The following is an 11,707-nucleotide window of genomic DNA, read 5'->3' on the forward strand; positions in this document are numbered from 1 at the left end:
CAGGTATGCATGCCACCGGAATGCCCGCCTCGGGGCGAACCCACCGAGAGGACACACGATGAGCGCCACGGTCGTTCGAGAGATCCTCGAGCACCTTCCCGCCGACCGGGTACTCACCGATCCGGACAGCGTCGAGGCCTTCCGCAGTGACCAGGCGGCATGGGCGCCGAGCGGTCGCCCCGCGGCCGTCGTACGCGCGATGTCCACCCAAGACGTCGCCGAGACGGTCCGCGCCTGTATCCGTCACCGCACCCCGGTCGTCGCCCGCGGAGCGGGCACCGGCCTTTCCGGGGGCGCCAACTCCGGTGAGGGGCACGTGGTCGTGGCGCTCGAGGCCATGGACCGGATCGTCGAGGTGAACCCGCTGGAGCGCCTCGCGGTCGTCCAGCCCGGCGTGATCAACGACCGTCTGCGGGCGAGGGCCGCCGAGCACGGTCTCTGGTATCCGCCCGACCCGGCGAGCTCCCCGTGGTCGACCATCGGCGGCAACGTCGCCACCAACGCGGGTGGGGTCTGCTGCGTCAAGTACGGCGTCACCGGCGACTACGTCCTGGCCCTGGAGATGGTCAACGGCCTCGGCGAGATCGTCCGGGTCGGCCGGCGCACCGCGAAGGGCGTCGCCGGATACGACCTGGCGGGGCTCGTCGTCGGCTCGGAAGGAACGCTCGGCATCATCACCGAGGTGACCGTCCGTCTGCGGCCCCTGCCCCCGGCCGCGGTCACGGTCGCAGGCCACTTCGGCTCCGTCGTCGAGGCGGGAGCCGCCGTACGCGCCGTCGCCGCGGCGGGGCTCACCCCCTCCGCCCTCGAACTGATCGACCGGCACTGTCTGCGGGCCGTCGACGAGTGGAAGAACATGGGCCTCTCGCTCGACGCCGACGCGGTGCTCCTCGGCCGGATCGACGAGCCCGGCGAGACCGGCGCCGCGCAGGCCGAGCGCATGGTGGAGTGCTTTCGCGGGGCCGGTGCCTCCTGGGCCGAGCGCTCCACCGACGAACACGAGGCCGACGCCCTGTTCGCGGCCCGCCGTCTGGCCTACCCCGCCCTTGAACGCCTGGGCCCGGTCCTGACCGAGGACGTCTGCGTGCCCAAGGAACACGTCCCGGAAATGCTGGGCCGCATAGAGAAGACCGCCGACCGGCACGACATTCTCATCGCCAACATCGCGCACGCCGGCGACGGCAACCTGCACCCCCTGCTCATCACCAGGCCCGGCGACGACGCCGCGCGCACCCGCGCCCGGGCGGCCTTCGCCGAGATCATCGCCGACGCCATCGCCCTGGGCGGCACGGTCACCGGTGAGCACGGCGTGGGCCTGCTCAAACGCCCCGGCCTCGCCGAGGAGATCACGCCGGAGGTCATGGCCATGCAGCGGGCCGTGAAGCAGGCCCTCGACCCGCATGGCGTACTGAACCCGGGAAAGGTGCTGTCGTGAGTTCGGCTCTACTCCAGTGAGGTGCGGGGCATGCGGCCCTGCACCGGAAGGGAAGACATCACCTCATGGCATCTCAGCGAGTTCTCGGCGTGGCCGTCATCGGGACCGGGAAGATGGGCGCGGATCACGTACGACGGCTCCAAGAGGTCGTCAGCGGAGCGCGGGTGACAGCCGTCGTCGACATCGAGGCGGACCGGGCGAAGTCCCTCGCCGACGTGATCGAGGGGTGCACGGCCTACACCGAACCGGCAGCCGCCCTGGCGGCGCCGAACGTGGACGCCGTACTCATCGCCTCTCCCGGTCCGGCCCATGAGTCGGCTCTGATCGAAGCCATCGGCCGCGATCTGCCGGTGCTGTGCGAGAAGCCGATGACCCCGGACACGGATTCGGCGCTGCGGGTCCTGGAGGCGGAGCAGCGCCTCGGACGCCGACGCGTCCAGGTGGGCTTCATGCGGCGCTACGACACCGACTACGCCAAGCTCAAAAGGCTCCTGGACGGCGGCGAGTTGGGCAGGGCCCTGATGCTGCACCAGCGACACCGCAACCTGGACATGCCGCCGGGTTTCACCGACGAGATGCTCATCAGCAGCTCGGTCTCCCACGAGGTGGACGCGACCCGCTGGCTGCTCGGCCAGGAGATCACGGCGGTCACGGTGCACAAGCCGACGCCCACCTCGCACGCCCCGACCGGCATGAACGACCCACAATTCATCCTTTTCGAGACCGCGTCGGGCGCCCTCGTGGACGTCGAGATCTTCGGCCACTGCGGCTACGGCTACCAGGTGCAGGCGGAGGCGGTCTGTGAACGGGGCACCGTACGCATCGGGGACGAGCCGGGGCCCCGGGTGAGCGCTGCAGGCCGCTGGGGCGGACACATCCCCGCGGACTACATCGAACGCTTCGAGGACGCCTACGACCGCGAGGTACAGGCCTGGGTGGACGCCGCCCGCGGGGGCGAGACGACCGGCCCGAGCAGCTGGGACGGATACGCGGCCTCGGCGGTGTGCGAGGCGGGTGTGCTGTCGCAAAGGGAGGGTGGACGCGTGGAGGTCGGGATGCTGGAGCGGCCCGGGTTTTACGAATAGAAAGCCCCGCGCCCCGGGCTTGCGAACAAAAAGCCCCGCCTTCCGGGCCGATGACGACGCCGGTGAAGGTGTCCGAGCGGGCGTCGTCCGCCAAAGGTATGGCATGGAAGCGCCGTATCGCTGGTTTGTGCTGGTCGGGGCGAGTAGGTTGATCGCAGGTCAGTCTTCGGTCTCCAGGTGGTATTCCACCCAAACCCCGTAGTGTGCTCCCGGCCCCGGCCCCGGCCCCGGCCCCGGCCCCGGCCCCTGGCCTGTCCCAGACCAGAGGCCGCCATGCCCAGTTCGCACTACCCCGCGTCGGAACCGCCTTCGGACAACGGCAGGCCACGCCTGCCCCGCGAGGCCAGGATTACCGCGGCACTGATCGATCTGGCCGACACCCTGGTCGACGGCTTCGACCCCGCCGAGTTCCTGTACCGCGTCGCGGAACACTGCATGGACCTCCTCGACATCGGTGACGCGGGCGTCATGCTCGCCGTGCCCGACGGGCCGCTCCAACTGGTGGCCTCCTCGTCCGAACGTGTCCGTCGTGTCGAGCTCTTCGAACTCGACGGTAGCGAAGGCCCCTGCTACACCGCCTATCACGAGGCCGTCACCGTCGACCACGCCATCGGCCCCGCGCTCTCACTTCGCTGGCCGAACTTCAACGCCCATGCGCACCACTCCGGATACACCTCCGTGCACGCCACCCCGATTTGTCTGCGCGGATCGACCATCGGCGTGCTGAGCCTGTTCCGCCGCGTCCCCGGCCCGCTGCTCCGGGCCGACCAGGATCTGGCCAGGGCCCTGGCCGATGCCACCGCCATCTCCCTGCTTCAGCAGACCACGCTCGAACAGCACCGCACCGTACGGACCCAGCTCGAATCGGCCCTGACCACCCGCACCGTCATCGAACAGGCCAAAGAATTCCTGGCCGCCCGCCACGGAACCGACCCCGACACCTCCTTTCGCCGACTGCGTGCCCACGCCCGGCACAACCGCCTGCGTCTGGTCGACCTCTCCCGCGACATCGTCGCCGGCACGACCAGTCTTCCCCCTCCGAGTCCGCGCCAGGTCCGACAGACCCCCCGGGAAAGCCTGAGGTCAGAGAGCGGCCCTGAATGAGGCTGTACCGGCTCCCGCAGGTCCCGCCGGTCCGAAGGCGGGCCATTCGGACCGGTGGGACCAGGGTCTTTGCCGACAGGATGGTTACGGGCGGACCGTGAGTACCAGCTTGCCCGTGACGCGGCCCGTTTCGCCCTCCGCGTGGGCCTTGGCGGCCTCGGAGAGCGGGTACGTGTCCGAGACGTGGACCCGCAGCTTGCCCGTCTCGACGAGCGCCGCGATCGCCGCCATGCCCGCTTGGTCGTGCTCCACCAGCATGTCCGTGGCCCGCACCCCCAACTCGTCGGCACGCTCCGCCACTTCGCCGAAGTTGCCCGGCAGGATCGACACCAGGATGCCGCCCGGCTTCAGTACCTCCAGGGAGCGCAGCCGGTCGTCGCCGCCGAGCGGGTCGAGGACCACGTCGATGTCGCGGGCCTCCTCGACGAAGTCGGCGTTGCGGTAGTCGATGACCTCGTCCGCGCCGAGGCCGCGCACGAAGTCGTGCTTGGCGGCGGAGGCCGTGCCGATGACGTACGCGCCGTGTGCCTTGGCGATCTGCACCGCGACATGGCCCACGCCGCCGGCCGCCGCGTGCACCAGCACCCGCTGCCCCGCCTCCACCCGGGCGTTGTCGACCAGTGCCTGCCAGGCGGTCAGGGCGACCAGGGGCAGCGCGCCCGCCTCGACGTGGCTCAGCCCGGCGGGCCTGGGCACGAAGGCGCGGGTGGGGCCGGTCACGTACTCGGCGTGCGAGCCGGCGCCGTAGGGGTAGGGCAGCATGCCGAACACCTCGTCTCCCGGCTTGAACAGCGAGACGCCGATGCCGACCGCCTCGACGACGCCCGACACGTCCCATCCGAGGGTGAAGGGCGGCTCGCCCAGGAAGGCGCCGAACCGGCGGTGCTTCCAGTCGGTCGGGTTGACGCCCGCCGCGTGCACGGCGACGAGGATCTGGCCGACACCGGGCTTCGGGCGTGCGACCTCGACCTCCTTGAGTACGCCGGGGTCGCCCAGGACGTCCTGGGCGATCTTCTTCATGGTGGGTTCTGCGGTCCGGGATGTGGCGTTCGTGGTCATGGATCCAGCCTGCGGCACGGGTCTGACCTCGGCAATGGCAAGATTGCCATTAAACGATAGGATCGTGCCATGGCCTCGATGGACTTCCTTGACGACCGCCCGCACCGGGTGGTCGTCCTGGCGCTCGACGGCGTCTACCCCTTCGAGCTCGGTATCCCGAACCGCGTCTTCACGATGGTCCCCGGCGCGTACGAGGTGGTGACCTGTGCGGTGACGGCGGACCGTACGGTGGCCACCAACGCCGACTTCACCGTCACCGTCGGGCATGGCCCCGAGGCGCTCGACGGCGCGGACACGGTGATCGTGCCGCCCTATGACCTGCGGCTCATCACCGCCGAACTGCCGCAGGCGGTGCGCGACGCACTGGCCCGGATCAGGCCGGGCACGCGGATCGTGTCCATCTGTACGGGGGCTTTCACGCTCGCCGCGGCCGGTCTGCTCGACGGTCGGCCCGCGACGACGCACTGGGCTCTCGCGGACCACTTCCGGCGGATGTTCCCCCACCTCGCCCTGGACCCCGACGTGCTGTTCGTCGACGACGGCGACGTGCTCACCTCGGCGGGCGCCGCGTCCGGTGTCGACGTGTGCCTGCACGTGGTGCGCTCCGATCACGGCAGCGCGGTCGCCAACCGGGTCGCCCGGCACTGTGTCGTCCCGCCGTGGCGGGAGGGCGGCCAGGCCCAGTACATCGAGCAGCCGGTCCCGGACGAGGGTGCCACCGGCACCGCCGCCACCCGTGTCTGGGCCCTGGAGCACCTCGATCAGCCGCTCGCCCTGCGGGAGTTGGCCGCGCACGCCGGCATGAGCCCGCGTACCTTCGCGCGGCGTTTCCAGGAGGAGACGGGCACGAGCCCCGGTCGGTGGCTGATCCAGCAGCGGGTGCACCGGGCGCGGCACCTGCTGGAGTCCAGCGACCTGTCGGTGGACCGGGTCGCGGCGGAGGTCGGCTTCGCCACCGGGACGTCGCTGCGGCAGCATCTGCAGGCGGCCATCGGAGTGTCGCCGCAGATGTACCGCAAGACGTTCCAGACGCAGGCCGCGGCCGGCGGTGGCTAGGCGAACGCGGCGGAGTTCACGCACCGTAAGTACATGCATCAGCCAGCTATCCGAGGTGGGGTTGCACTGGGTTCGTTGCTGCACGCAAAGGTGCGTGCACTGAAAGTAAGGGAACAATCATGGGTAACCGTCAGTCCCCCCAGGACAAGAGCCGCGCCCGCCGCGAGCAGGAGCGCAGCAAGCAGCAGCCCCGTCGGCAGGACGAGCAGAACGACGTCGACAGGGTCGAGGAGAACCGTCGCCCCGAGCCCGGCCGCAAGCCGGCCGGCGACATGGACTTCTAGGCTGACGGCCTGACGACGGCGCCCCGTCCGCCCCTCACGGGGTGGTGGGGCGCCGTTGTCGTCCACCGGCAAGGTGGCGTCGGAACCACTCGACGAGGCCCGCGTCCACCGCGCGCGCCTGCGGCAGTTGGGGCGCGGGCTCGATGCCGGGTTCTTCGGCGAGCGGATGCGCCAGATCGGGGATCGTCAGCAGTTCCGAGTGCTTCCCGAGGGCCCGGACAAGGTTTGACGCGTCGGCGCGCAGCCCCGGATGATCGAGCTCGCCGCTGACGACCAGGAGCGGCGCGCGAGCGGCGATGGCGTCCGCGTCTGCGACGAAGTCCAGTGCGTCCACGGCCTGTTCCGACGCGGCGTCGTACGGATAGTCACCCGGAAACAGATCGACGACGGACCGCATCCGGATGGCCGCGTTGACGACGGCGCCGGCGAACACCGGAGTGTCGGTGCCGGCGAGGACCCGCAGCGCGACGGCCCCGCCCAGCGATCCGCCCAGCACGCCGATCGGGCCCTCGTCGACGGGCAGTTGAAGACGGATCGACGCCAGCGCGGGCGGGAACTCCTCGGCCGCCTGCCGGACGAACGGCTCGAGGTAGGACATCAGAACGTCCTCGCGTATCAGCTCAAGCACGGCGTCCACGCCGCCGTCGACCATGCGCGCCCCGCACATCGGCATGCCCAGATGCACCCGCCACACGGGCAGGTCGTACATCGGCAGCGCGGCGGCGAACGCCGCGTCCGACCTCGGCGCGTCCAGCATGTGCCAGGTGACGAGCAGCGGCGCGGACCCGCCGCCGGCCGGCGGCAGCGCGGTGAACGGAACGCCGGCGGCCGTGCCCGTGATCGGTGAATGCATACGGCCACGGTAGGGCCGCGTCCGCGGACCGAGGGGCCGGCTCTGCCGACAGCGAAGCACGTCGTCACTTGTGCGCCCGCCGGTAGTGCCGGAGGCGGTCAGGCGGTCAGGGTCGCGAGCTCCGCGTTGGCCCGTTCGGTGACCAGTGCGAGGACACGGCCTGCGGCTGCCAGGTCCCCGGCAGGGATTCCGCCCCAGATGCGCGCGGAGACGGGGGCGACCTCCGCGCCGACGGCGGCGAGCAGTTCGCGTCCTGCCTCGGTGGGGCGAAGATGCGCACCGTCGGCGACGAGCAGTTGCATGGCCAGCAACTCGTCGAGCGTGGCGCGGATGCCGGCCGGATCCGCCTTGAGAGAGCCCCGGACTTGGGCGATGAGGTCGCCGGGCGTCTGCGGGGTCTCGGAGGTGACGGCGGCGCGCAGTGCGACATGCTGCTGGAACGTGGCGCCGTGCCGGGCCAGGACGTGCTCCAGGACGCCGCGGGCGGCGTAGTGGGCCAGGGCCAGGTCGCGGGCGTTGGCGGCGGGTGCGGCAGTCGTGGCTGCGGAGGTCGTGGATGCGGGAGTGGTCATGGTGTGTTGTCCCCTATGTGCTCTCGTCGTTCGGTACGGATGGAGCGAGAGGTGCGTCGAGCAGAGTCATCAACTCGTCGGTCAGCGCCCGCGTGCGCGGAGCGTCGAGGCCGCCGAGGGGTTCCAGGAGCTGCTGAAGCAGTTCCTGGACCACCGAGATGGCCTGCCGGGTGACGGCCTCGCCCTGCTCGGTGAGGGCGAGTTGCACGGCACGCGGGTCCCGGGGGTCGCGGGCGCGCTCGATCAGGCCGGCCGACTCCAGGGCGCGCGCCAGCTTGGAGACGTACAGCGCCTCCAGGCCGGTGTGGTCGGCGAGCCGGCGCTGACTGGGCCGTTCGCCGGTGCGCTGCATGCCGTACAACGACGCGACCAGCGAGTACTGCGCGTGGGTGAGACCCAGTGGAGCCACCGCGCGATCGACCGCGACGCGCCACTTGTTGGCGAGTCGCCACACCAGGAAGCCGGGCGTGTGACCCGTTGAACCCTTGCTCATGTCGGATACAGTACATGGCTACTATGTCCATGGCTACTATGTTGTGAACATGGATCACGCGTCCGGTGCGGCGCGGGCGATCCTCGGGGAGCCGCATCCCGGCGCCGCGATCGACTGGCAGGAGCGGGCCGCCTCTGCCCGACCCGATAGTCTGCCCGCTCGCCGAGGGCGGCGGCCCGGGACGGCTGTCGAGGACCAACAAGGGGAGCGATCATCCGCAGGGCCACGGGAATCAGGCACAGGGGAGTGGCGGCCGTCGCCGTGCTGGCCACCGCGCTCACGGCCGCGGGGTGCGGCACGGCGACGGAGGACTCCGCAGGCAAGGACGACCGGCGGAGTAGTAGCTCTGCGAATACCCTGACCTGGCACTTCGACCACATCGCGGACTTCGACGGAAAGGTCGCCGACGTCGCCGTGCTCGCCAGGGACGACGTCTGGGCGGTCGGCACCGAGAACAACGGCAATTCGAACGCTCACCTGCTGCACTACGACGGCAGGCAGTGGAAGCGCGAGCCCCTTCCCGAAAGCCTCGGGTCCACCACCTACCCGCCCAAGCTCGAGGAGATCGGCGAGAAAGAGCTGTGGCTGCGTCCGCAGGGCTCCGAGGACCCGGCCGAGGCGGGCCGCTGGGCGAAGTGGGACGGCGACCGCTGGGCCCCGGTGCCGAACCCTCCGCCGGGCAATCCGGGGGACTTCGAGGCCGCGAACGCGGACGACGTCTGGACCCTCACCGACGAGCGGACCGCCCAACACTGGGACGGCACCCGCTGGACCGCGACCCGGCTGCCGCACGAAGCCACCGACCTCGCCGTGGCGGGACCGGACGACGTCTGGGCGGTCGGCAGCCGCTCGACCGGGCCGGGCACCGAAATGGAGGGCAGCGGCGAGGAGTACGCCCAGCCCGCCTCGATGCACTGGGACGGCACCTCCTGGAAGGCGGTGGACACCCCGCAGGCCCGCTTCGAGGAGCCGCTCCCGCCCGAGCCCGACGCCGGCCTCGGCCAGGTCTTCGCACTCGACGGCGGGGAGGTGCGCGCGTACGGCACCAACTCCTTCAACCACGGCGAGGTCGAGAACGAACCCGCGGACCAGTCCATCCGACTCCGCTGGGACGGCTCGAAATGGGCCGAACAGAAGAGCGCGCCCGGCGGCTGCGCCCTGCGCACACCGGTGGGCCAGGACGGCGAGGGGCTGTTCCTCGACGGCAACTGGTACCTCACCGACGACGACCGGTGCGTGAAGATCAAGCGCGAACGCCTGCCTGTGTCGACCGGCGCCCGCAAGACGTCGAACCAGTCGCTGTGGCTGGCGGAGATCCACCGGGTGCCCGGCACCGACGACTGGCTGGGCGCCGGACACGTCCAGGTCAACCAGTCCGGGGACCCCTTCGGGGCGCCCGTCGTCGTACGCCTGAAGCGGGGCGGCTGAAACCGCGTCGGGCCGGTTGGACTGCGCCGGCCCGGCAGGCGCCTACGCGGTGCCCCCGTACGTCCCGTACTGCGGGCGCCCCGTCGATTCGTAGACGTGGATCGCAAGGCCGCCCGGCGTCGTCACGTTGCTCAGGAGCCGCAGCCCGGCGGGCGCGCCGCCGTCCGGGAACAGGCGGCGGCCCTCGCCCACGACCACGGGGGCGATCGCGAGCCGCAGTTCGTCGATCAGGCCGGCGGCCAGCAGGGACCGGGCCAGCCTGCCGCTGCCGTGGATCTGCAGCTCGCGGCCGGGCTGCCGCTTCAGCTCGGCGACCCGGGCGGGAATGTCGCCGGACAGGATCGTGGTCGGGTCCCAGTCGGCCGTGTCCAGGCTGTCGGAGGCCACGTACTTCGGCAGGCCGTTCAAGATCGGGGCGAATGGATGCTCGGTCATCTTCGGCCAGTCCCGCGCGAAGTTCAGATACGTACGACGGCCGAACAGGAACGCGTCCGCCTGATCGAGCCAGGTGCCGGCGAGGCGCTCGAACTCCTCGTCCAGGTGCGGCACGAACCACCCGCCGCGCTCGAAGCCGTCACTGGTGTCCTCGTCCGGCGCTCCCGGGCCCTGGTAGACGCCGTCCAGCGACAGAAACTCCTGCAGTACCAACCTCATCGCGCACCATTTCCTGATCGGTGGACGGACCTGCTCGTCCCTCCTGCTCTTCAGACGCCTCGGCGCACGAAGACTCATCGGTCCCGGCACGGCCGATTCCACGGCCGCGGAGGCGCCGCCGGGCACCGGCCGTCCCCCTTTGCCCGGTGAAGGCGGGAACGGGCGGCTTGATATCTCTACGCACCGTCCGTCCGGCAGCGTCGTTGAACCGGGGGCGGGGTCCCCCTCCCCTTGCCAGGTACACGGTCCATACTGGTCGGGCCCCGACCACTCACAGAACGACTCCATGGCCAAAAAAAGCACCTCAACGACCACCGTCCCCGACACCGCGTGGCTGGGGCGCGGGCGCCACATCGGGCCCGAGCCCGAGCAGGACGTACGGCGCAACCTGATCGCCCTCAAGGCGGCCGGGGTGCTCGACGACTTCCTGGACCTCGATCCCGTCGAGGCGGCCCGCTCCACCGTCCTGCACCCGCGGGACGCGTCCGCCGACCCCGGCCCGTCGGCCCGCCGCCTCTTCGAGGCCCGCTGGCGGGTGGCCGACGACGTCACGGTGCGCGCGCAGCTGACCCTGTACGACCCCGAGGCGCGGCGCAGGGAAGGCGAAGGCGTCACCTGGGTCCTGGCCGCCGAAGCCGAGCAGGCGTGGGACGTGCGGTGGCCCTCGCCCGCCCTGATGTTCTGGCCCGACAGCGACCGCGTCCCCTGGGATTACGACACGGCGGCGGACGTACGGCTGCGTACCGCGAATTACCTGCCCAAGGACGACGACGAACTGCGCCGCCTGCTGCGGGACTGCACCCGGCAGAGCTGGCTCATCCATGTCGTGGTCCACGAGGCGATGACGCCGGACGTCAAGGGGCTGCTGCCGGTCACGGCGTTCCTGCCGCCGGGTCTGCGGCACCGGGTGGTCGAACACCGGGGCACGCCGGAGCAGGCGCAGATCGCCGACTTCGCGATGAAGCGTGAGCTGAGCGTGCGCATGCCGCGCGGCGGCGCCGTCGTCCTGCCCGCGGAGCCCCGGACCGCGGACTACGACACGGATCGCTTCACGGTGCGCAGTGTCTTCCTCGACGGCTCGGAACCGACCGAACTCCTCGACCGGATCAAGGAGTTCGCCGCGCTGCCGAGGCCGCTGCCGGCCGAGGCCGAGCGCGCCCTGACGCAGCTGCGGCAGGGCTGGCACCTGCTGACCGCGGACGAGGAACTGGCCCACGCCCGGGACATGGTCACCAAGTACGCCGAGGCGCTCGAGGCCATGACGAAGTCCCGTGACCTCTACCAGCAGGCAGCCGAAGCGGCGCAGGCCGCGCTGGCCGAGGTGACCGGCGGTGATGGTGTGCCGCGGCCTCCGACGGCCGGGGCGGCGAAGGCGGACGGCTCCCCGCTGAGCGCCCTCACGAAAGCGTTCGGCCGCTTCCGGGACCCGAACAAGTAGGACGCGCGGCGGGCCGCGCCGAGGGCAGTTCCCCACTGCCCGGCGCCCCCGCCGCCGCACGGTCGCCCCGTTGCGACGACCCGGGGCTCGGATCGGCCGTCATCGCGGCACTGTGGCGCAACTCGGCCTGAATGCGCGGGGTCTTGGTCTATACCAGCTCCCCGTGTCTCAGTATCCTCATCCGTGGCCAGTAGCACACCATCCCCCCACCCTGGTTGCGTGCTGGCGCGGGCTTCCCCTCTCTCT

The 11,707-nt window shown here is 71.1% G+C and carries 12 protein-coding genes; 7 read left to right on the forward strand and 5 right to left on the reverse strand.

What is annotated here, in order from left to right; all coding sequences use genetic code 11:
• Window positions 1-58 precede the first annotated feature (58 nt).
• The 3 genes from IE226_RS02835 (at window position 59) to IE226_RS02845 (ending at window position 3,624) form a co-directional block, all read left to right on the forward strand.
• Window positions 59-1,435, forward strand: a complete 1,377-nt coding sequence (locus tag IE226_RS02835; protein ID WP_190079299.1) for an FAD-binding oxidoreductase — start codon at window positions 59-61, stop codon at window positions 1,433-1,435.
• A 65-nt stretch (window positions 1,436-1,500) separates the two neighbouring features.
• On the forward strand, window positions 1,501-2,520 hold the full coding sequence (locus tag IE226_RS02840; protein ID WP_190079300.1) for a Gfo/Idh/MocA family protein: 1,020 nt from the start codon (window positions 1,501-1,503) through the stop codon (window positions 2,518-2,520).
• A gap of 273 nt (window positions 2,521-2,793) precedes the next feature.
• Entirely contained in the window at window positions 2,794-3,624 is an 831-nt protein-coding gene (locus tag IE226_RS02845; RefSeq protein WP_190079301.1) for a GAF and ANTAR domain-containing protein, read from the forward strand.
• A gap of 84 nt (window positions 3,625-3,708) precedes the next feature.
• Here IE226_RS02845 and IE226_RS02850 read toward each other — a convergent pair whose 3' ends face one another.
• Entirely contained in the window at window positions 3,709-4,683 is a 975-nt protein-coding gene (locus IE226_RS02850; protein WP_190079302.1) for an NADP-dependent oxidoreductase, read from the reverse strand.
• A 69-nt stretch (window positions 4,684-4,752) separates the two neighbouring features.
• On the opposite strand from IE226_RS02850, the gene IE226_RS02855 reads away from it, so the two are divergent.
• Together IE226_RS02855 and IE226_RS02860 are read left to right on the forward strand one after the other, a co-directional pair.
• Window positions 4,753-5,739, forward strand: a complete 987-nt coding sequence (locus tag IE226_RS02855) for a GlxA family transcriptional regulator (protein ID WP_373306854.1) — start codon at window positions 4,753-4,755, stop codon at window positions 5,737-5,739.
• 119 nt (window positions 5,740-5,858) lie between these two features.
• Window positions 5,859-6,023, forward strand: a complete 165-nt coding sequence (locus tag IE226_RS02860; RefSeq protein ID WP_190079303.1) for a hypothetical protein — start codon at window positions 5,859-5,861, stop codon at window positions 6,021-6,023.
• Window positions 6,024-6,057: 34 nt separating this feature from the next.
• Here the strand turns inward: IE226_RS02860 and IE226_RS02865 are convergent, their stop codons facing one another.
• From IE226_RS02865 to IE226_RS02875, 3 genes are all read right to left on the reverse strand, one after another.
• Complete coding sequence (locus IE226_RS02865; RefSeq protein ID WP_190079304.1) at window positions 6,058-6,876, reverse strand: alpha/beta hydrolase family protein; 819 nt, start codon at window positions 6,874-6,876, stop codon at window positions 6,058-6,060.
• Window positions 6,877-6,974: 98 nt separating this feature from the next.
• The gene (locus IE226_RS02870; protein WP_190079305.1) at window positions 6,975-7,448 is read right to left on the reverse strand and encodes a winged helix DNA-binding protein; all 474 of its coding nucleotides are present in this window, start codon (window positions 7,446-7,448) and stop codon (window positions 6,975-6,977) included.
• A 13-nt stretch (window positions 7,449-7,461) separates the two neighbouring features.
• A complete protein-coding gene (locus tag IE226_RS02875) occupies window positions 7,462-7,941 on the reverse strand; it encodes a MarR family winged helix-turn-helix transcriptional regulator (RefSeq protein WP_190079306.1) in 480 nt (159 codons plus the stop codon).
• A gap of 246 nt (window positions 7,942-8,187) precedes the next feature.
• On the opposite strand from IE226_RS02875, the gene IE226_RS02880 reads away from it, so the two are divergent.
• Window positions 8,188-9,369, forward strand: a complete 1,182-nt coding sequence (locus tag IE226_RS02880; RefSeq protein ID WP_190079307.1) for a hypothetical protein — start codon at window positions 8,188-8,190, stop codon at window positions 9,367-9,369.
• Window positions 9,370-9,411: 42 nt separating this feature from the next.
• Here IE226_RS02880 and IE226_RS02885 read toward each other — a convergent pair whose 3' ends face one another.
• Window positions 9,412-10,023, reverse strand: coding sequence for a dihydrofolate reductase family protein (locus tag IE226_RS02885; protein WP_190079308.1), 612 nt, complete (start codon window positions 10,021-10,023; stop codon window positions 9,412-9,414).
• A 286-nt stretch (window positions 10,024-10,309) separates the two neighbouring features.
• On the opposite strand from IE226_RS02885, the gene IE226_RS02890 reads away from it, so the two are divergent.
• Window positions 10,310-11,461, forward strand: coding sequence for a hypothetical protein (locus IE226_RS02890; RefSeq protein WP_190079309.1), 1,152 nt, complete (start codon window positions 10,310-10,312; stop codon window positions 11,459-11,461).
• The last annotated feature ends 246 nt before the right edge of the window (window positions 11,462-11,707 follow it).

The sequence above is a fragment of the Streptomyces longisporoflavus genome (assembly GCF_014649775.1).
GTDB lineage: Bacteria > Actinomycetota > Actinomycetes > Streptomycetales > Streptomycetaceae > Streptomyces > Streptomyces longisporoflavus.

Coding starts and splice junctions, on each gene's coding strand:
- IE226_RS02865 (WP_190079304.1), bottom strand. CDS start 6,876: ATGCATTCACCGATCACGGGCACGGCCGCCGGCGTTCCGTTCACCGCG.
- IE226_RS02845 (WP_190079301.1), top strand. CDS start 2,794: ATGCCCAGTTCGCACTACCCCGCGTCGGAACCGCCTTCGGACAACGGC.
- IE226_RS02870 (WP_190079305.1), bottom strand. CDS start 7,448: ATGACCACTCCCGCATCCACGACCTCCGCAGCCACGACTGCCGCACCC.
- IE226_RS02840 (WP_190079300.1), top strand. CDS start 1,501: ATGGCATCTCAGCGAGTTCTCGGCGTGGCCGTCATCGGGACCGGGAAG.
- IE226_RS02850 (WP_190079302.1), bottom strand. CDS start 4,683: ATGACCACGAACGCCACATCCCGGACCGCAGAACCCACCATGAAGAAG.
- IE226_RS02860 (WP_190079303.1), top strand. CDS start 5,859: ATGGGTAACCGTCAGTCCCCCCAGGACAAGAGCCGCGCCCGCCGCGAG.
- IE226_RS02890 (WP_190079309.1), top strand. CDS start 10,310: ATGGCCAAAAAAAGCACCTCAACGACCACCGTCCCCGACACCGCGTGG.
- IE226_RS02885 (WP_190079308.1), bottom strand. CDS start 10,023: ATGAGGTTGGTACTGCAGGAGTTTCTGTCGCTGGACGGCGTCTACCAG.
- IE226_RS02835 (WP_190079299.1), top strand. CDS start 59: ATGAGCGCCACGGTCGTTCGAGAGATCCTCGAGCACCTTCCCGCCGAC.
- IE226_RS02855 (WP_373306854.1), top strand. CDS start 4,753: ATGGCCTCGATGGACTTCCTTGACGACCGCCCGCACCGGGTGGTCGTC.
- IE226_RS02875 (WP_190079306.1), bottom strand. CDS start 7,941: ATGAGCAAGGGTTCAACGGGTCACACGCCCGGCTTCCTGGTGTGGCGA.